This is a genomic window from Bifidobacterium sp. (assembly GCF_022640935.1).
Lineage (GTDB): Bacteria > Actinomycetota > Actinomycetes > Actinomycetales > Bifidobacteriaceae > Bifidobacterium.
Window position 1 is genome coordinate 162,262 of sequence record NZ_JALCCV010000001.1, and the last position, 20,472, is coordinate 182,733.

General features: G+C 61.9%; 16 protein-coding genes and 1 tRNA gene. 11 read left to right on the forward strand and 6 right to left on the reverse strand.

Annotation, left to right across the window (positions count from 1 at the left end):
• The first annotated feature begins 401 nt into the window (after nt 1-401).
• Both LKG04_RS00665 and LKG04_RS08830 read left to right on the forward strand, forming a co-directional pair.
• A complete protein-coding gene (locus LKG04_RS00665) occupies nt 402-1,352 on the forward strand; it encodes an aldose 1-epimerase family protein (RefSeq protein ID WP_291760776.1) in 951 nt (316 codons plus the stop codon).
• A gap of 176 nt (nt 1,353-1,528) precedes the next feature.
• Complete coding sequence (locus tag LKG04_RS08830) at nt 1,529-1,603, forward strand: 50S ribosomal protein bL37 (RefSeq protein WP_003817083.1); 75 nt, start codon at nt 1,529-1,531, stop codon at nt 1,601-1,603.
• Between the two features lie 139 nt (nt 1,604-1,742).
• Here the strand turns inward: LKG04_RS08830 and LKG04_RS00670 are convergent.
• A tRNA-Arg gene (locus tag LKG04_RS00670) sits at nt 1,743-1,816 on the reverse strand.
• A 107-nt stretch (nt 1,817-1,923) separates the two neighbouring features.
• On the opposite strand from LKG04_RS00670, the gene LKG04_RS00675 reads away from it, so the two are divergent.
• Both LKG04_RS00675 and LKG04_RS00680 read left to right on the forward strand, forming a co-directional pair.
• Complete coding sequence (locus tag LKG04_RS00675; protein WP_291760777.1) at nt 1,924-2,610, forward strand: GNAT family N-acetyltransferase; 687 nt, start codon at nt 1,924-1,926, stop codon at nt 2,608-2,610.
• A 64-nt stretch (nt 2,611-2,674) separates the two neighbouring features.
• Nucleotides 2,675-3,979 carry an ATP-binding protein gene (locus LKG04_RS00680; protein WP_291760779.1) on the forward strand — a complete coding sequence of 435 codons (1,305 nt, stop codon included), beginning with the start codon at nt 2,675-2,677 and terminating at the stop codon, nt 3,977-3,979.
• A gap of 19 nt (nt 3,980-3,998) precedes the next feature.
• Here the strand turns inward: LKG04_RS00680 and LKG04_RS00685 are convergent, their stop codons facing one another.
• The 5 genes from LKG04_RS00685 to LKG04_RS00705 all read right to left on the reverse strand — a co-directional run bounded on the left by LKG04_RS00685 (nt 3,999) and on the right by LKG04_RS00705 (nt 10,280).
• The gene (locus tag LKG04_RS00685; protein ID WP_291760781.1) at nt 3,999-4,934 is read right to left on the reverse strand and encodes a glutamate cyclase domain-containing protein; all 936 of its coding nucleotides are present in this window, start codon (nt 4,932-4,934) and stop codon (nt 3,999-4,001) included.
• Between the two features lie 71 nt (nt 4,935-5,005).
• Nucleotides 5,006-6,781, reverse strand: coding sequence for an acetyl/propionyl/methylcrotonyl-CoA carboxylase subunit alpha (locus LKG04_RS00690; protein ID WP_291760868.1), 1,776 nt, complete (start codon nt 6,779-6,781; stop codon nt 5,006-5,008).
• On the reverse strand, nt 6,781-8,535 hold the full coding sequence (gene pxpB, locus LKG04_RS00695; RefSeq protein WP_291760784.1) for a 5-oxoprolinase subunit PxpB: 1,755 nt from the start codon (nt 8,533-8,535) through the stop codon (nt 6,781-6,783). Before pxpB ends, LKG04_RS00690 begins: the two co-directional genes overlap by 1 nt.
• Complete coding sequence (locus LKG04_RS00700; protein ID WP_291760786.1) at nt 8,532-9,431, reverse strand: LamB/YcsF family protein; 900 nt, start codon at nt 9,429-9,431, stop codon at nt 8,532-8,534. Before LKG04_RS00700 ends, pxpB begins: the two co-directional genes overlap by 4 nt.
• A 51-nt stretch (nt 9,432-9,482) precedes the next feature.
• Nucleotides 9,483-10,280, reverse strand: a complete 798-nt coding sequence (locus LKG04_RS00705) for a putative hydro-lyase (protein ID WP_291760788.1) — start codon at nt 10,278-10,280, stop codon at nt 9,483-9,485.
• Nucleotides 10,281-10,722: 442 nt separating this feature from the next.
• On the opposite strand from LKG04_RS00705, the gene LKG04_RS00710 reads away from it, so the two are divergent.
• From LKG04_RS00710 to LKG04_RS00740, 7 genes are all read left to right on the forward strand, one after another.
• Nucleotides 10,723-11,688 (forward strand): aminodeoxychorismate lyase, encoded by a 966-nt coding sequence (locus LKG04_RS00710; RefSeq protein ID WP_363300592.1) that lies wholly within the window; start codon nt 10,723-10,725, stop codon nt 11,686-11,688.
• A gap of 179 nt (nt 11,689-11,867) precedes the next feature.
• Complete coding sequence (locus tag LKG04_RS00715; protein ID WP_291760792.1) at nt 11,868-12,827, forward strand: N-acetylmuramic acid 6-phosphate etherase; 960 nt, start codon at nt 11,868-11,870, stop codon at nt 12,825-12,827.
• Entirely contained in the window at nt 12,817-15,144 is a 2,328-nt protein-coding gene (locus LKG04_RS00720) for a serine hydrolase (protein ID WP_291760794.1), read from the forward strand. Before LKG04_RS00715 ends, LKG04_RS00720 begins: the two co-directional genes overlap by 11 nt.
• Before the next feature lie 185 nt (nt 15,145-15,329).
• Nucleotides 15,330-16,418: an exo-beta-N-acetylmuramidase NamZ family protein gene (locus LKG04_RS00725; RefSeq protein WP_291763143.1), complete on the forward strand. Its 1,089-nt coding sequence runs from the start codon at nt 15,330-15,332 to the stop codon at nt 16,416-16,418.
• 192 nt (nt 16,419-16,610) lie between these two features.
• Nucleotides 16,611-18,395: an ABC transporter substrate-binding protein gene (locus LKG04_RS00730; protein WP_291760800.1), complete on the forward strand. Its 1,785-nt coding sequence runs from the start codon at nt 16,611-16,613 to the stop codon at nt 18,393-18,395.
• Nucleotides 18,396-18,404: 9 nt separating this feature from the next.
• The gene (locus LKG04_RS00735; RefSeq protein ID WP_291760802.1) at nt 18,405-19,415 is read left to right on the forward strand and encodes an ABC transporter permease; all 1,011 of its coding nucleotides are present in this window, start codon (nt 18,405-18,407) and stop codon (nt 19,413-19,415) included.
• Nucleotides 19,412-20,323, forward strand: coding sequence for an ABC transporter permease (locus LKG04_RS00740; RefSeq protein ID WP_291760804.1), 912 nt, complete (start codon nt 19,412-19,414; stop codon nt 20,321-20,323). Before LKG04_RS00735 ends, LKG04_RS00740 begins: the two co-directional genes overlap by 4 nt.
• Nucleotides 20,324-20,472: the final 149 nt, after the last annotated feature.

Genomic DNA, 20,472 nt, shown 5'->3' on the forward strand with positions numbered 1-20,472 from the left:
TCCAGTTGCCTTATCCGCTAATCGAGCCTCACTCATCGTGAATATGGCTGCTGGATGCGTTTCGTGAGGAATATCTGCCTCACATAACACGATTTCAGGATTTTTCTCGTCACGTGAGGCGTATTTGCCTTCATACATGTGTTTTCAGGCGATATATACACTCAGTGAGAGCGGCGGAGAAGACCATCGCCCGAGATACAGTAGGAATGCGCATCGTGAGGGATCACGGCTGATTTCAGCCGTGATCCCTCACGATGGCGTATGTCAATGACATAGTCGTATGAAACATAGACATATAAACCGTGTAAACACAGTGCCATATGGCAACAGCGCCATATGAATACCGTCAGCATGCCGGCCGACAGCGGCATGCACATCACGAATCACATGGGAGATGCGAAATGCCTACCAGCCTGCCCCCTCGCTCAGGCCAGCAATATTCATTGCATCATGGTGACTACGCTGCCGTAGTCACCGAAATCGGCGCCACGCTGCGCAGACTCACCTACCAGGGCGATGACGTCATCGTCCCATGGGACTCCAACGAGGCCGCGCCCTGCTGCAACGGGCAGCTGCTGGTCCCCTTCCCCAACCGCATCGAGGACGGCGAATACGCCTTCGACGGCTCGACGTACGAACTGCCGATCGACGAGCACGAACGCCGCAATGCCATTCACGGCTATGGGTACCGCTCGTATTGGACGCTGGAAGGCCTCGAGGAGGATCGGGTGACGCTGTGGTGGCGTGTCCCCGACATGCTCGGCTACCCCTTCGATCTCGTGGTGACAGCCGAATACCAGCTCGCTGACGACGGCCTGCATCTGCATGTCAGCGCTACGAACCGTGGTGGCCGGCGCGCACCTTGGGCATTGGCTATTCATCCGTGGCTTGCCAACGGCTTGGAAGGTTATGGCGACGAAATCGACAGATTGAACGCCCGGTGCCGCGTGACGATCCCCGCCGACACCCATGTAACGGTCAACGAACGTCTGCTGCCCACAGGAACCGAGCCGGTGGACGGCACGAAATACGATTTGCGCGAAGGCCGGCTGCTCACCCAGCAGCCTTATGATGACGCTTGGACCGACGTGCATCATGCCGGCGACGGCACCGTCGCCGCACGGTTCGAACGGCCTGATGGACGTGTGGTCAGCGTCGGCGGAGATGAAAGCATCACCTCGTTCCAGATGTGCACCGGAACCGGGTTCCCTGAGTCCCGGCATCCTTGCGGGGTCGCCATCGAACCGCAGACTGCCTATGCGAACGCTTTCAACACCGGCAAAGACCTGATCGTGATCGAGCCGGGCGAAGGCGTCTCGACCGTGTTGTTCATCAGAGTCGAGCAGCAGTAGCGGCCCTAGTGCGCGGCCGGGGTCGGATGCCGTGTCGAAGGCGAGGGATTGCATTCGGCACGGCAAAACGCGGCGGCCATTACGATTATTCAGTATTGTCAGCGTCTAAGCGATATGTGTCGAAGCGCTGTGCGATAATTCCGTAGGCTAATAACGTTAAGGTAAAGGAGTCCATCATGGGTATGCGCGGACGCAAGCGCAAGGATCGCCGCAAGAAGGCCGCCAATCATGGCAAAAGGCCAAATGCCTGATCCCTGCCCGGCGCAGTGAGCGCCGCAGCATTCATGCAACAACGAATTCACTACGCTGAATTCACACGCAAAAAGCCTCGAAGAACTTGGTTCTCGAGGCTTTTTGCGTACTTCCGCAACACTGGCGACGGCAAAGACGTGACCCCGGCCGGATTCGAACCGGCGACCTTGAAATTAGAAGTTTCCTGCTCTATCCAACTGAGCTACGGGGCCAAACAACAGAACGATACTGTAGCAGCACCTCCGTATCGCAGTCGCAGCCCTATGAAGCCGTCTGCGCTAGGTCCCTGCAATAACGTGCCTCTGCTATAACGTTAGATATGAACGATCATATTGTCGAAACAACCATTGAACAGCCGATCGTTCTGCGCACGCCCAGGCTTGTCTTGCGTCGCTGGGAAGCAGGCAACGAGTTGGAGATCACCGAGGAATACCAGTATGGGCGCAACCCGAAGGTCGCCGAGGCAGGCGGCTGGCCGTCATATGACGATATCGAGGAATGCCGCAGATACCACGATGTCGTGCAGGCGCGCGACCCGGAATGCTTCGCGATCATCTACAAGCAAACCGGTCTGCCGATCGGCAGCATAGCGTTCAAGACAATACCGGAGAAGACTTCGCTTGCGCTTGGCCACGACCCCTCACGCTGCCGCGAGGTGGGGTATTGGATCGGCGAACCGCATTGGGGGCGGGGCTTCATGCCGGAAGCTCTCGAGGCGATGTTGGAGCATGGCTTCGATACGCTTGGCCTCGATATCGTGTACGCGAAGCTTTTTCAGGACAATTCGCGCTCGCGCGCCGTGCTTGGGCGCTGCGGCTTTACTTACGACCATACCGAGTATGGCAATGTCTTTCCACAGCTTCATAGACGCCTAGACGAAGATGCACTTTCGCTCGCCGCCGCAGATTGGCGCAACCGCAAGGAACAACGCCCGCTCGCGCACCGTACCAGCACCAGCGCCTACTGGGGCGCAGACCCGGATACCACATCACGCCCTCAATGCTAGACGGGCACGCGATGCCATGCGATGACTGATATCATCGCATGGCATCGCGTGGTACTATCGAGTTATGGGGACAGGACAGAATACCGGACGCAACGGCAGCAATGGCTCCGGCGCGTGCGATCCCCATGCCGGCGCGCTCACCGGGTTCAACGCTGTTTCCGATGATTCTTATACCGATTCTTTCATTGATGCCGTTCCGCATGATGGGCATGATGCCGTTCGCTACGCATTCGATTCCCGTCCATCCTGCAGGCAGGATCTCAGCTTCGACTATGCGGCGCAAGCCTTCGCCTCGGCCGGGATGGAATGGTCACAACCCGTTCCTGATGACTTCAATCTGCGCAATGCCCATGGCGCGTTCACCAATGTCGCGCTGCTGATCTCTGATCAGAACCCCTTCACCGTCAAATGCGCGGTATTCTCGGATGACACGAAAACCGCGCTCAACGACCGCCTCGAACTGCAGGGGTCGGTGCTGCGGGAGATCGACGAGGCCACGCTGTTCCTCAATCGCCATGACGAGGACGGTGAGTGGCCAGCCCAAGCAGTGCACGAAGCGCTGTCGAATGCATTGCTCCATCGTGATTACGGGTATTCGGGGCCGACTCTGGTCAACGTCTTCGCCAATCGCATCGAAATCGTTTCATTGGGCGGGTTGGTGCAGGATTTGGGAATCAACGATCTGCTCAACGGCATCTGCCAGCCGCGCAACAGCTCGCTCGCACACGTGTTCAATGCGCTGTCGCTGAGCGAAAACTATGGCACTGGCATCCCGCGCATCATGGACACATATGCCGCCAGCCTGTCCAGCCCACAGCTGCGCGTGGGACCGTCCTCGGTTGCGATGATCCTGCCCAAACCGGTGCCCGATCGCGCACAACCGGACTATGGCACTGGAAACGACGGCGACGAGACGCGTCCATCGGATCGCAACGACAGCGAAAAAGGCGCGGCAGCTCGCTCGCATGCCAAACGGTACGCTTTCCCAGCGGCGCGACCCTACATCACCCATGACCATGCGCAGGCGCTGGCTGGAGCGCGCGTCATCGGCGCCATGCCGCTGGCCACGCTGATTCTGGGAGGTTCGCGTTCAACGACTCACCTGGCGGCGGCAGAACAGCCAGCGGCGCAATCAACGTTGGCACAACAGCAGCTCGATAACGAACTCGCCTCATATCCGGTTCACACGCTGGAAGAGGTCACGCTGCATCTTATGGCGGACACAGGCGTGGCGCTCGTGCGCAAGGATCTCGAGCAGCAGCTGGGCCTGAACAAGAACCAAGCCGCATACCTGCTGCGCAGCCTAGCCAAGCAGGGCAAGATCCGCAAGATCGGGCAATCCCGCGCCACACGATATTACCTGAACTGATTTCAGTTTCTGTCCACGCCTACCTATGGCGCCGGGAGCGGGCGCGATCCGCTATGACCCGTTTCGGCATGGCACGCTCTGACATCGCACGGATCTGGCTGTAGTAGCGGCTCTCGCTCAGCCCGTCCACAGTCGGCGTGTTGAGCAGCGTCACGCCATCGAGCCCGCCGGCAGCAGCCACCCGCGCGAGCGTGTCACGATGCCAGGCCTCGTCCAAGAGCGTCGCGACCTGATGACAACCGAGCGAGTACAGGGCGCATACCAACGCATGCCCGCCCCAATTCGAGGTCCCTGCCACAATGAGTTCGCGCGTGGCGACTGCGCAGGCAATCCGACCGCCATCGGTGACGGCGCCTTCGATCGCAAAATTAGCGATGCGTCCCATGCCTATCTCGTTGCCGCCGTCGCCGATGCCGATCGTGTGCAGTCCCAATGACGCCAATCGGCTGAGCGGAGCCGTCCACTGCAGGATATCCACGCCGCGCATATTGCGCGGAATGCCGTCGAGCGCCGGGCCTACACGCTCGATGAATATCGCAGTATCGACAGATTGTTCGCCGATCAAGTGTCTGATTGACTCCAACCAACCGGCAAAATGCTCGTCACGCGGCGCTATAAGCACATGATCGGACGGCAGCACACCCTCAGCCGCCGCATCGACAACCGGCGCACACCACGCGTCGCTGACCAGCCACGCGTCCCCTCCCATGGCCCGCATTGCGGCGCATAGCTCGACCGCGCCCACCGGACCGTCGGATTCTGCGGCCGGACGCTGTGCCTGCGGTATGTAGAAGCCGGTCACCACAAGCGCCTTGCGACTGGCACCGGATGCAAAGCGGCGCGCGACCCGAAACAGATCGCCCTTCACGAAAGTCATCAGCGTTTCGCTGCCACGACCCACATCGCTGGCGGCCATGGTCCGGATGCCCGCCACATCGCGGTAATGCCGCCACATACTCAGCGACGCCCTGAAACCGGAATGACCCGCCGATCGGGGACGCTCAACACCATGCCCATGCCTGCCGCTCATAATACCTCACCAAGTTTCTGATCGAATTCCACGGATTGCCCGGTCTGCGCGAGTATGCGCAGCGCGCCATTACAGGGCGCCGCAACTTGGGTCTCCATCTTCATGGCTTCGATGACGACGACCGGGCTGCCCTCATGCACAGCTTCGCCGTTCTGAGCCAGCCAGCGCACCACGGTTCCCGTGATCGGCGAAACCAGCAAGCCTTCGGATCGGCCGTCAGCCAAACCACTGCCGGAGCCGTCGTGTTCACCGTCCGTCGCCTGCGAAGCGGCTGCGACGCCGCTCGACGAGGCTATGTCTACGGCAAGTTTGCTCGGCAGACCGAGTTCGAGCCGTCTGCCGTCGAGTTCTATCCACGTGCGAGTTATGGTTTCACCGCCCGCACGACTCCCCGGAACGCCGGCGCCCAGCGACTCCGAATCCGTGCGGGGCAGGAATACCTCTTCGATCCATCGCGTGTAGACACCTAAACGTCCGTTGTCTGCTACGAAATCAGGCTCGGCCAGCACGGCCTTGTCGAAGGACGCGACTGTGGGCACGCCTTCGATGCGCAGCTCGGCGAGGGCATGGCGCATGCGCCTGATGCATTCAGCGCGCGTATCGGCGTGGACGATGAGCTTGGCCAACATTGAGTCGAATTGGTCCGATATCTTCGAGCCGGCTGCGATGCCGGTGTCGAAACGGACGCCAGGGCCGCTTGGCGAACGCAGCGCGCTGACGACGCCGGGGAATGGCACGAAGCCTCGCGACGGATCCTCAGCGTTGATGCGGCATTCGATCGCGTGGCCGCGCACACCTGGGTGCAGCTCGGCGACCGAGCCGCCCTCGGCGATGCGCAGCTGGGCACGGACCAGATCGATGCCGCTTACCATTTCAGTGACCGGATGCTCCACTTGAATGCGCGTATTCACTTCCATAAACGACAGCGTGCCGTCGTCTGCGACCAGGAACTCCACCGTGCCGGCGCCTGCATAGCCTACGCGCGAGCAGATAGCCACGGCAGCCGCTTCGAGACGGGTTATCGTCTCGTCTCCCAGAAAGGGCGCGGGAGCCTCCTCGATGAGCTTCTGGTTGCGCCGCTGCAGCGAGCAGTCCCTGGTGCCCACGGCGATCACGTTGCCGGCGGCATCGCCGAGCACTTGCACTTCCACGTGGCGCGGGCGATCGAGGAAACGTTCGATGAAGCAGTCGCCGTTGCCGAAGGCGAGCCGCGCCTCTTGCGTCGCCGTAAGGAAAGCCTCGCGTACCTCGTCAAGCCGTCGCACGACTTTGAGACCGCGTCCGCCGCCGCCATGCACCGCCTTGATGGCCAACGGCAGACCGTATTGTCTGGCGAAGGCCACGACTTCAGTCGGATCGTGCACCGGCGCCGCGGTGCCGGGAGCCATCGGAGCCCCGACCGCGGCGGCGATGGCACGGGCCTGCACTTTGTCGCCCAACGCGCGGATCGCACCCGGACTGGGGCCGATCCAGATCATGCCGGCGTCGATCACCGCTTGGGCGAAATCGGCGTTCTCCGAAAGGAAGCCATACCCTGGGTGCACGGCGTCGGCTTTGGCTTTGCAGGCGACGCGTATGATCGCATCGATGTTCAAGTAGGTCTGTTGCGAGCTGCGGCCGTGCAGCGCGTAGGATTCGTCGGCGAGGTCGACGAATAGCGCGTCGGCGTCATCATCGGCGTATACGGCGATCGCCACACGCCCATCGTCGTGGCAGGCGTGGATGATGCGCACGGCGATCTCTCCTCGATTGGCTATCAGAACCCGCTGCATCATGCTGCCTTCCCCTTGTCCGTCGTATCGCTGAGTTGAATATCATGGTGGTGGATATCGGCAATGTCGCCGTGCTGAGCATCTGGACCATGCTTTTGTACCCGGAAACGGAGCAAGGCCCCGGCAGGCAGCTGGCCCGCGAGCACAAGCGAATCAGCGTCAAGCACGGCGATCACCGGGTATCCGCCGGTCACCGGATGATCGCGCAAAAAGAGCACCGGCTGACCGTTGCCAGGCACTTCGATCGCCCCGGCGAGCGTGCCTTCGCTTGCCAGTTCCGCCGTCACGGCGCGCCGCAGCGGCCGCTGGCCATGCAGGCGAAGCCCGACGCGGTCCGAATGCGCCGTGACCTCCCAGTCCTGTTTCAGGAGATCGTTGACGGCCTGCGCGGTGAACCAGTCGTCACGGGGTCCGAGGGTGAGCGTCAGCTCGGTGACGTCGTCCCGCTGCGGCAGCTGCTGCCACGCGATGCCTGGCCCAGTCCCGGCGCAAGCCTGGGCGGCGCAGGCGAGAAAATCCCCCGCATGAATCGGCCCCGGCCCGATATGCGACATCATGTCGCCGGATGCGCTGCCCAACACCGTGTTGACGGCAAATCCTCCGCGCAAAGCCAGATAATCGCGCAATCCGCTGCGTGGCGCGCCTATTTCCACCTCGTCGCCATCCAGCAGCAGCAACGCCTCCTGACGGTGTATGGCTGTAACCGAATCGTCGCGCCCATACACCGTGATCGGCGCTGGCGCCCCGGCGATGGCGACTACCACGTCCCCGGCGGCAGCGAACCGCGCTCCGCCGCCCGCGATCTCGATGGCCGGCGAGGCTGCAGGATTGCCGACTAGGTCATTGGCCCGATGCAGCGCGATCGGATCCGCCGCGCCCGACCCCGTCACGCCCATATCAGCGGCCGTACGGCCGTCGTCTTCGAAGAGCGCGAGCGCGCCTGGCCGGACTACGCACAGTCCGTGGACAGCCGTGGAGCCCTCCACCCCGAGTGCAACCGTGCCGGGGGTATCTTCCCGGGCAGCGAGAGCAGTGGCCTGCTCAGTGTTCGTATGAACGGCTGCATCAATGGCCTTGCCGCCAGCGTCGCCATTGCAGCCATCAGCGGCAATCCGTTCGCGTACGGCATGGAAGCTGACGCTGTCGCCTGGCCGGACAAGCGCCGGTGGATCATGGTGTTCATCCCACATCGCGAGCGGCGTGGAGCCGATCAGCTGCCAGCCCCCCGAACTCTCGCGCGGATAAACGCCGCTGTACGATCCGGCGAGGCCGACGGAGCCAGCCGGCACGCGCAGCCGCGGCTCTTGCCTGCGCGGAACATCGAATATGAGATCGTCGCCAGTCAGATAAGCGAAACCAGGTGCGAAACCGACGAAAGCAGCCGTCCAAGTGCATGCCGTGTGCCGCTCGACCACTTGCTGCGCGGAGATGCCCAATATGGCGGCGACGGCGTCGAGATCCTCGCCGTCATATATGACCGGCACGTCGATGGACCGTGTCGCACAAGAGGCGTGAGCCTGTACCCCTTGAAGATCGCGAATCGCGCGCTCGACTGACGAGCGCGAAATCTCCAGCGGTTCGAAGCGCACAAGCAATGTGCGCGCCGCAGGCACGATCTCGCCGAGCGGCAGCGGGCGGGGCTCCTCCGCCCGCTGCCGCCGGACCACGGCATCGAACAGGCCCATGGCGTCGAGCGCGTCCTTATCGTCAAGCTCTATCAGCATCGCCGAGGCACCGGCGTTCAGAAACTTCACAGCCGTCCGCCACGTGCGAAAGGTCGCAATGACACACCGTCGGATTCCAAACGTTCGCGCACCGCCTTGGCCATGCCCACGGCCCCGGGACTATCGCCGTGCACGCAGACGGAATCGGCCTCGACACGAATCATCGTCCCGTCGGTGGCTTCGATGCGACCGGTGGCGACGAGCTTGGCGATGCGATCGGCCACTTCGGTCGCGTCATGGATGACCGCGCCGCGCTGCGAGCGTGGAACGAGACGGCCCTCGGGCGTATAGGCGCGGTCGGCGAACGCCTCTCGGAAAACGCGCAGACCAGCGTCGGCGGCGACGCGGCCGACGACTGATCCCGGCAACGTCAGCAAGGCAAGCGACGAATCGACGGCCGCAATGGCGGCGACGACCGCGTGGGCCTGTTGCTCGTCTACGGCGATGCGGTTGTAGAGGGCCCCGTGGGGCTTGACGTATGACACGCCGCTTCCCACGCTTGCGGCGATGCCTTCCAAAGCCGCGATCTGATAGATGACATCGGCCGTGAGATCCCCCGGCTGCTCATCGAGGAAACGCCGTCCGAACCCGGAAAGGTCGCGGTATGCCACATGGGCGCCGATGCACACGTGGTTGGCTGCGGCATCGGACACGGTGCGCAGGATGCCTGCGGGATCTCCCGCATGGAATCCGCAGGCGATGTTCGCACTGGTCACCACGCCGAGCAGGGCCTTGTCGTCGCCCAACGTCCAGCGGCCGAAGCTCTCTCCCATATCGCTGTTTAGATCGATGCTGCTGAGACCGGCGCCGTCTGACCCGGTGCCCTGTGGACCAGCGCCAGCACAGCGAGCATCGCCTGACGCCAGGCGTTCGGAATCCGAAAACGCAGCGGCTTCATCGGTATCCGCTGCCTCATAGCCGTTCATACGCATCGCTGCACCATCCCCTTCATTGCGGGCCCCGACCTTCCTGTTCTCTTACGCCATGTACTGCCGGTCGGGAACATCGGTGATGAACATATAGCCCGGCGCATGAGTGATGGCGAATGGCGGACGCGAAGCCATGACTGCGGCCTGAGGAGTGACGCCGCACGCCCAGAACATCGGAATGTCGCCTTGTTCGAGGATCGGCGCGTCGCCGTAATCAGGGTGCTTGATATCGTCGATGCCGATGCCCGCGGGGTCTCCCACCCATACCGGGGCCCCATGGACGCCGGGATAGCGGCCGGAGATGCGCGCGGCCTCGGCAACTTGGTCCGGCTGGATGCCGCGCATCGAGACGACCATGGTGGAGCTGAATCGGCCTGCATTGGCGCAGCGGATCGATGTGTCGTACATCGGCACATTGGCACCGGCGAGAATATGGCGCACCGGGATGCCGGCGTCCATCAGCGGGAATTCGAAGGTGAAGCTGCAGCCGATGAGGAACGTGACCAAGTCGTCATGTTCGCCCCAGACATCGCGAATATCGTCGCAAGTTTCGGCCAGCTCGCCATCTCTCCATATGCGGTAGCGTCCGATATCGGTGCGGACATCCGCCCCCGGCGCGATCTTCGGCTCGTAGGAACCCGGGTCCAGCACCTCCAGAATGGGGCAAGGCTTGGGATTGCGCTGAGCGAAGAGCAAGAAGTCAAAAGCATATTCTTTGGGCAGGCTGATCATATTGGCCTGTGCGAATCCACGGGCGATGCCACAGGTCGGACGGGCCTCCCCGTTCCTGAACGCCTCGCGCGCCTGTGTCGGCGAGGCGGATGCGTCGAGCGAAATATGTTCCATGCAGCCTGTCTGTCCTTCGGATCGGTGTGATACCTATCATGCCACGCCTTATCACATGCGTGTTACGCGGTATGCCGCAGCAGGACCGGCCGGTCCTGCTTCGCCACTGACTGCCACGCTAGGCGCGGGAAGTTAAACGCAGATTACCATTGGCTGAAACCTGTGTTAACCAGCACAGCCTCGCCAGGGATCGCATTCGCCTTTGCGCCGCAGCCTCGCCGTGCGGCCACGCGCACTGCAATACGTGTCAGGGGCAATACACCCATGACTTGCAAACCGTCGCTCGCCCGACAGCTCCGTGCATGCAACGGAAATATTGGTGCGCTATGTTGCGGTTGCAACCTGATTCACGCAACTGTGGGTTCATGACCGTGATTTTCATGACTTGGTCCGCATCGCGCGAATGCAGGAGACGACATGACGCTGCACGAAAAGGAGCATGATGGACTCGATCATTCTGGCTGTGGGCGACGGCGACGCCCTGTTCGCGCCGCAGGACGCCTCACCGAACGATTCCGGCAAGGATTTGGTTCGCATCGTCGACCCGCATTACCGCTGCGTTTCGCCATTCGACCTGAGCGTGCTGCGCGGCGACGGCATCTTCGAGGCGACCACAGTATGGCACGGCAACCCCATCTCATTGGAGAACCATCTGAAACGCCTATCGAATTCGGCGCGGCTCATGGATATGCCCCAGCCGAATCAGCGCGCCTTCGCAGCCGCGATCGGCGAGGTCATCGCCAAATATGACGATCCGGAACCGGCTCCGCTGCTGCGCATTCTCGTGTCGCGCGGCATGGATCCAGACACCGGCATTGGCAAGGCGAAGTACGGCACGCCAAGCGTATGGATCTTCCTGGATGGGCACGGCACGCTGCATGATTTAACGCCGATCAGCCTGACCGCGCTCGACCGCGGCTATGCCAGTGACGCCACCGACACAAGCCCGTGGCTGCTCAACGGCGCGAAAACGCTGAGCTACGCGGTCAACCAGGCGATGCGTCGCGAATGCAGGCGCCGCGGAGTCGATGACGCCGTGACCTATACGTCCGACGGTTTCACGCTCGAATGCCCGAATTCCTCGATCGTGGCGCAATTCGGCGACCGCATCGTCACCCCTGACCCGCGTATCGGCATCCTGAACGGGACGTCGCAACGCGAGGTGTTCGCCTGGGCGCGGCAGGAGGGGATGAAGATCGAATACCGTAAGCTTCCGCTGGCCCAATTGCGCGAAGCCGACCGGCTTTTCGTCACGCACGGCGGCTGGGCCATCCCCGTCTCCTCGCTGGACGGCCGGCCTCTTGAGGTTGACCTGTCACAGATCAGCGCTATCAACGACGCGATCCATTCCGGCCGCACCCATGACGATGCCCTCTCGATCGGACCGCTGGGGGAATACGAGGTGTAGTTGTTGCTGTCGCTTCCTCTGCACGGTGGGGGAAAGCCTGCCACACAATGAATGCAGCAGGTCGCGCAGACCGCCTTCAGACCCGCCGAGATTGTAAATATTTTTCCTCTTCGTATAATGAAGATAAATTTTTACTTTTCGTATTCCGCCGGCTACCGGCACTGAAGGTGCATGCACATATGAAGGCCACCCTGAAGAACGACACAGCCATCGATCCCCTGCCTGCCACTGAACGGCGGCTCGCCGCATCACTTGATCTGGACGAGATGGACGTCGGGACGATGCTCGAGACGATGAATCAGCAGGATGCACGGGCCGTGCTGGCCGTACGCGAGGCCATACCCGAACTGACCACGCTGGTCAGCCTAGGCACGCAGTGCCTTGGGCAGGGCCATCGCATCCATTATTTCGGCGCTGGAACCTCGGGCCGCCTCGGCATGTTGGACGCGACCGAACTGTACCCGACGTTCAACATCGCGCCGGACACCGTCGTGGCGCACATTGCAGGAGGCCTCCAGGCCATGACCACCGCCGTAGAGAATGCAGAAGACGCTTCCGAGCTCGACGAAGGCGAGGAAGTATCCATTGCGCCGGGCGATCTGGTCATCGGGCTGACGGCTTCGGGATCTACGCCATATGTTTCGGCCGCGCTACGATCCGCGCGGCGGATCGGGGCGAAAAATGCGCTGATCTGCTGCAATCCGGAAGGTGCTTGCACGCGCTACGCCGACTTGACTATCGTGCTTGACACAGGCGAGGAATTCATCGCCGGCTCGACCCGACTCAAGGCAGGCACTGCGGAAAAGCTCGCGCTCAACAGCTTCTCCACCGCAGTGATGGTGCGGTGCGGAAAAACCTGGTCCAATCTCATGGTCTCCGTGTGCGCGACCAACGAGAAACTGCGTGACCGCACACTGCGCATCCTACGGGAAATCACCGGTCTCGATGACGCCGGCTCGCAGGCGGCATTGGCACAGGCACAGGGCGATCTGCGGGTCGCTCTGGTCAGCCAGCTCGCCGCCGTCGACACCGTCCAGGCCCGTCGACGCCTCGATGAGCATCATTGGTCGGTCAAACAGGCCGTCGATGCCTGCGCAACCAAGACAGTCGCCGTCGAAGACGCTCACCATGGCCGTTGAATACCCGTCATCGGGCACCGAACTCGTCTGCGGCATCGACATCGGCGGTTCGGGCTGCCGCGCCCGCTTGGCATACGCCGATATCGGCCATGACGGCCGCCTTGGCGCGCCGCGCCCGTTTGGACGTGATCTGATCGTGCCCCACGGCGTGTCGGCGGATCATCATGACGGCAGCGTTCGTGCGCTCATCGCGCTGGCACACGAACGGCTGGCTGCGCGGTTCGGCGGGCGCATGCGCAACATTCGATCCGTATGCTTGGGTTGCGCCGGCGTCGCTTCGCTGACCCATGATCGAGAACAGCTATGCGCCGACATGGCAACGGTTTTCGACGTCGACTGTGCACTTATCGTCCCTGATTTCATCAGCGCCCATACTGGCGCGCTTTCAGGCCACGCTGGCGTCGTTGCTGCCGCAGGGACCGGCGTCATCGCATTAGGAACCGATTACTTTACCAGCTGGAAACGGGTCGACGGCTGGGGCTACTTGCTGGGCGACTGCGGCTCGGGCTCCTGGATCGGCCGGCATGCGTTGCATATCGCGCTGAACACATACGAGCGACGGCCGGGAGACCAATCGGCGCAATTGCTGGCAGCGGCACAAAAGGCTTTCGGCGAGCCGCGCACCTGGCCGATGCAGATATACCCGCAAGCCGATCGCGCCAGCATCCTCGCCTCCTTCGTGCCGGCGGTGTGCGCCTGCGCTGAAAAGGACGACGACCCTGCCGCGCGCCAATTGCTTGAACGGGCCGGCGCCGAAATCGCCGCAACCGCCATCGCCGCGCTGGATTGGGAGCTGCCTCGACAGGTCTCATACACTGGCGGTATCCTGCTGCACTGCCCTATAGTCCGCGAATCCTTCATCACGCGTCTGCGCAGCTGCCAGCCCACAATACGAGTCACCGCACCGGAGGGAACGCCGTTGGATGGCACTGTCATCCTGGCCAACATGGCATTGCATGGAGACGAGCCGCATTGGCCGGCGGACTGCGCGGTCCATCACGGCGATGATGGCAATTCACCGTGTACGGCCCTTCATTCCAGGCAAACCCAATGTGCTACGATGCGGCGCGTGCCTGCAGAACATTCCTCCTCGGGCGTCCTGTCTCCCGACTGCGATACTCGCGCCGGCCACGTTGCCGACGCCTATCCTGCCAGCGGTCTCTGCGCCGATGCCCGCCCATTCAACAGCCGCATCCGCACGATGCTTGAGGCGGCACGCTCGGCAGGCGGATTCTCGGCTGGTCGATGCCTGATCATCCACCGCGGCACGACGATCGCCGATGCCACCGTGGGCACGCTGGCCGCCTATGACGATGCCGGTCAGCCGATCCCAGCGCATGAACAGGTCGCGGCAGTCGCCGACACCATGTTCGATCTCGCCTCGCTGACGAAGACTTTTTCGGCCTATGCACTGTTGTCCATGGCAGACGACGGCATCCTCGACCTCGACCGGCCACTGGGCGATACACTGCCCGCATGGCGCGAAGGGGACAAACGCATGGCGACGCCCAGACACCTGCTCACACACACCGCAGGCCTGCCGCCAAGCTGGTACGGGTGGCGCGAACCGTTGCGGCACGCCATCCAACGGAGCCACGAAAAGAAAATCCTCGCGAGTCCGATAGCGGATATGCGTGAAGAACTGGAGGATGACATGCTGCATACTCCGCTCGAAACAGCGCCTGGGACCCGACGCAATTACTCCGATGTCGGTTTCAACACGGCCATGGTGCTCGCCGAACGCGTCACCGGCGAACCTTGGCCTGCGCTCGTCAGACATTATGCGTTTGAACCGCTGGGCTGTCACGACGTCACCTTCGCACCCGAGATTTCTCATACCGCAGCAACCGAATATATGCCTGCCCTGTATCGTGGCGTGGTGCAGGGCATCGTCCACGATGAAACCTCCTGGGCGCTGGGAGGCCAGTGCGCGAATGCAGGGCTGTTCGCTCCGGCCGCCGAGGTGGCGCGCTTTGCGCAGGTCTTGCGCAAAGGAAGTGCAGAGCCTGCGTCCCATCAGCTGTGGAACGATGAGCTACCTCGCGTGCTGGGGAGAACCGTCAGCTTCGAAGAGAACGAACTTTACGGGGCCAGCCTAGGCCTGCAGATCGGCGCCACGCATTGGATGGGGGCGGCAGGGACGGCGTCGCGCGGACACACTGGGTTCACCGGCACCTCCTTCCAGATCGACAGGGATCGCGAACTGACGATCGTGCTGCTCACCAACCGCGTCCATCCCTCGCGCACGGTCAATCTCGTCGGCAAGCTGCGCGCGGCGGTGGCCGACGCGACGTTCAACTGGGTTCGCCGGCAATGACTGCGGCACTGCAGGCAGCAACGGACTCTACGAATCCCGTATCCGATCCCGTTATGGCGGCAACGCAAGCTTTTGCAGTTCCAGCGCCGCCAGCCGCCAGCCCAGAACAGAGGACCGGCCTCGACCGCGTCCTGGCCAGCGAATCCCTGCGCACCGCACTCTTCGCATCCCGCCGGATCGGATTCGTGACGAATTTCACGGCCGTCACCAATGACTATCGTCGTGCCGTCGACGCGCTGCTGGCATCGGGCGTCAACATCGTCGCCCTGTTCAGCCCGGAGCATGGGCTGGATGGCATGGCGCAGGCCGGGCACAGCGCGGGACCGCCCGTTGACCCCCGCGTCAATCTGCCCGTATACGACACCTATCAGCTGCCCGATTCACAGCTTGATGGCATGGTGACGCAGGCGGATCTGGACCTGCTAATCTGCGATCTGCAAGATGTCGGCACGCGCTTTTGGACTTATCCCGCGACGATGATCGCCTGCATGCGCGCGGCGGCCAGGGCCAAACTGCCGTTTATGGTGCTCGACCGCCCGAACCCGTTGGGCACCGAGGTCGCCGAAGGACCGGTACTCGACCCGCGCTTCACGAGCTTCATCGGGGCGCTGCCCATACCGCTGCGCCATGGCCTGACGCTCGGGCAGCTGGCCCGGCTCACTGCGGCATACGACCGAAAACATGGCTTGCCAACGCTCGATCCGCAGGTCATCACGGGCGCATGCGATCATCATGGTTTCATAGGTCAAGGCTCGCTGTGGCTGCCGCCGTCACCAAATATGGCGACTTTCGCCACCGCATGCGTCTACCCCGGAACGGGACTGCTGGAGGGGACGAATGTCTCGGAAGGGCGCGGGACAACGCATCCTTTCGAGATGTTCGGCGCCCCATGGATAGACGGCCGGCTCGTGGAGCTGCTGCGTTCGATGCAGCTGCCCGGCGTGTTCGTGCGGGAAGTCTCGTTCATTCCCACATTCGGAAAATACGCGGGCGAACCATGCCGTGGCGGCTATCTGCACGTCAGCGATCCGACGGCATTCAGGCCGGTGCGCACCGGCCTATCGGTGATCGCGGCGCTGGCACGGCTCTACCCGGATGATTTCAAGGTGCTTGCCCCAGCCCGCGCCTCAGCTCCTCCGGCGCTTGACCTGTTATGGGGATCCGGAGCCTTGCGACTGCGCCTGGAACGCCATGAAAATGTGCTTGCACTGGATGAACGCACGATCCTCGATCCCCGTGAAATCTATCCGCAGGTGATTTTCGAGCACTGTTGAATGTCTTGCCCAACCGACCGCACCGCAAGACTGCCCGAGTGGTGTCCTCGCGGATGCACGCTCGTCCGCGCACCGCACGATGACAAAAATTTCCTTAATGTTACGTAATTATGAAACAAATTAACATGACTTGCGAACTTGTCTCTTACCCTGTGGCTAACAGCAATCCTTATTCGCTCTAGGGAGGGTTTTATGCAAATACGACACTGGAAGAAACTACACATCGTTTCCGCGTTGGCGGCAGGGGCCGCACTTCTGTTGTCCGGCTGCGGCGGATCATCCTCATCAAACGCCTCGTCGGGCACCTTCACGACCATCGATGAGAACCAGTCGATCAATGTCAATGCCCCCATCAACCCGTACAACCAAGTGGCGAATATGTTCGTGGGCTATAACAAGGAGCAGCTGGCCTGGTTCAAGTACTCGATATCGGATCCGACCGCCTATGCGCCCGCAATCGCCAAAAGCTGGGACGTGAGCGCGGACGGGCACACCGTGACCGTGCATATCGATCCCAACGCCAACTGGTCGGACGGCAAGCCGGTCACCGCAGATGATGTCAAGGCCTCGTTCGCCCTGTCCATTGCAAATGGAAACTCGCCGGTGACTGTGGCGTCTTCGGACGACAAGACCGTCAAGATCACGCAGCCTGCCACCGTTCAAAAAGGCACTCTGCTTTCGGACACGCTCAGCACAGACGTAGTCCCCGGCTCGTTCTGGGATGCCCAGATCCCCAGCGGCTTCTGGGACGATGTCGCCACGCAGCTGAGCGCCAGCGCCTCGTCCGGCGCCAAGACCAAGGCCGCAGGAAACATCGCCGCCTTCGGCAAGAAAATGACATCGCTCGGGCCCAAGAAGGACATCTCATGCGGGCCGTTCACCCTCGACCGGGTCAATCCGAGCGAGGCGATCCTGAAGAAGAACCCCCATTACTTCGCCGCCTCGAATATCGATCCGACGCAGGTGGTGCTCAAGAGCTACAACAGCAATCAGCAGATCTGGACCTATTTGAAGTCGGGGCAGCTTGACGTCGCCCCATACACCTCCACTTCGGAGAGCATGCTCAAAAGCATCCTGGCGGTGAAGGGCAACGGCACCGTCGAAGGCGTAAGTTTCGTCAGCGCATCGCTGGCCTTCAACCAAAGCGTCAAACCCTTCGACAACGTCTGGGTGCGCCGCGGCATCGCCTATGCCATCGACCGGGCAACGGCCACGAAGATCGGCGAAAGCACCTCTGGATCTCCCTCCGGGCCCACGACCGGCATGATCTCCACGGTCAACGACCTGTATCTCAAGGGTCAGCAACTCGACTCCTATGATCACAGCGCAACGAAAGCCGCTGAGTGCTTCACAAAAGCAGGGCTGAAGAAAGTCAACGGCAAATGGCAGTTGCCAGACGGCAAGCCCTTCACGGTGAATATCCAAGTGGCCAACGGCTTCTCCGACTGGGTCGCCGCGGGCAAGAGCATCACCAGCGACCTGAGCGCCGCAGGCGTCACCTCACAGCTCAATACCTCGGCCGATTATGCAACGTATCTTTCTGATCTGGCGGCAGGAAAGTTCCCTGTCGGCTTCTGGCTGGTCGCCCTTGGACCCAGCGCGTATAACGCCTTCCAGCGTGTGTACGGCAGCTCCAACGGCTGGACGGTCTCCGGCGACACCGCCGCCCATTCGCCGGCGGGCAAGAACGGCAACTGGATGGGCGGGCCCGAGACCGAGCAGGTCGACGGCAGCACCATCGACCCCGGCGACCTCGCAGCCAAGCTGCAATCCGCCTCCGGCTCGCAGCAAACCGATATCGTCAAGCAGCTCGCCGCGCTGACCAACGACCAGCTGCCCATCATCCAGATCTGGGACTACAAGAACCTGCAGTTCGTCAATGACTCGCGCTTCACGAAGTTCCCGTCCAAAGACAATTGGCTGCTGCACAACCAGCCAGGCGTATGGATGCAGTACGGCTACATCAAGAAGAAATGAGCTGATCAGATGCGCGTGATCTCCGGTCTGCGCTACGTGGGCACCAGTCTGCTCAGGGCGCTTCTGACCATATGGGTGGTATGCACCTTCACCTTCTTCCTCGTCAAGCTCATGCCCGGAGACCCGCTGGAAACGGCCTATGAAAGCCTGCTCATGCAGGGCAAGACCCCCCAGCAGGCCCGGGCGCTGACGGCGAGCATCTATGGCTTCATGCCACAGGGCAATGCGCTCCAGCAGTATTGGAATTATCTCACGCAGCTAGCCCATGGCAATTTCGGAACATCGATCACCGCGGAGGGCATCAGCGTCAGCAGCGAACTCGCCTCGGCTGTCTCCTGGACGGTCGGCCTCGTGCTGGCCGGCGTGCTGGTGAGCGCCGCCTTGGGCGTGGTGCTCGGCGTTATCGCCGCCATGAGGCGCGACAGTCGCTTGGGCTCAGGTTTGACGATACTGGGTTCTGTGCTCCACGGCATTCCGCAATACGTCATGGCGCTGATTCTGGTGACGTTTCTGACGGTCAAGTACCCGGTCTTCTCCACCGGGCCAGTGGATGGAGCGCTTGAACCAGGATTCAACGGCCCATACATCGCTTCGCTGATCGCGCACGCCGTGTTGCCGGCACTGGCATTCGCTCTTTCGAGTTTCGGCGGCTATCTGCTGACAATGAAATCCTCCGTGGTTTCCGTGCTCGGCGACGATTTCATCCTCGCCGCCGAAGTCCGTGGACTTTCGAGGCGCAAGATCTTCGCATACGTCGCCCGCAACGCGGTGCTTCCCCTGTTCACCGTGCTCACGCTGTCGCTCGGCTTCATGTTCGGCGGCGCGGTATTCATCGAAAACGCGTTCAATTACCCCGGCATGGGACAGCTGCTCATCAGCAGCGTCGGGCAGCGCGATTATCCAGTGATGAACGGGGCGTTCCTGCTTATCACCGTAGCCGTTATCATCGCGAATCTGCTGGCGGATTTGCTCTACACCGCCATCGATCCGCGCGTGCGCAGAGGAGCTGAGAACCTATGAGCGAGCAGACCGCGTCTTCGCCAGCGATCGCATTCGATCCGCGCCGGTCGCGCACCGGGTTCTTCACTGTGCTCTGGCGCGTGCTCAAGCGCAAGCCGAGCCGCATGTTCGGCGCCATCATCGTAGTGGTGTATATCGCATTCGCATTGTTCGGCAACCTGCTGTATCGCCATATGCCGCCGGATGACAGCGACAATCTCTTCGGCGTAATGAGCCTCGCTCATCCGTTGGGAACCGACTTCCAAGGCGCGGACGTCCTCGCGCTCCTGGTGACGGGCACGCAATACGTGCTGCTCTCGGCCGCCATCGCCTCGATCATCACGGTCATCATCGGCGTGACCATCGGATTGTACGCGGGATTCCGGCGTGGGTTCACCGATTCGCTACTCATGCGCATCACCGACATCATCCTCACGATCCCGAATTTCCCGCTGCTGCTGGTGCTGTCGATCGTCTGGAAGTTCGGTTCGCCGTGGACCATGGGCGTCGTACTGGGCATCACCGGATGGGGCGGACTGGCCCGCGCTGTGCGCGCCCAGACGATGTCACTGGCCAATCGCGGTTTCATCGAGGCCGCGCACAGCTTCGGCTTCCCCACGGCATACATCGTGTTCAAGGAGCTGCTGCCCAACATGGCGCCCTTCGTGGCGATGAACCTGCTCATGGGGGTCACGAACAGCATCTATTCCCAGGTCGGCCTGTTCTATTTGGGTGTGCTGCCGTTCACCTCCTCGAACTGGGGCGTCATGATCCAATTGGCCGTCAACAACGGCGTGACCCTGACCGGCGTGGGCCTGCCATATCTGCTCTCCCCGCTGATCGCGATCCTGCTGCTCACCCTTGGCGTCGTGCTGCTGGTGGACGCGCTTGACGAAGTATTCAATCCCAGACTGCGAGAGAACTCATGACATCGTTATTCACAGGGCTGTTCGCGAAACACAGCGTGCAATCCGAGACTGCACCGGCTCCGCAGCCTGCATCGACGCCGAAAGCCGCATCGCTCCCAGAGCCCGCGTCGGCTTCGCGAACCTCTTCTCACACGTCTTCTTCTCACATG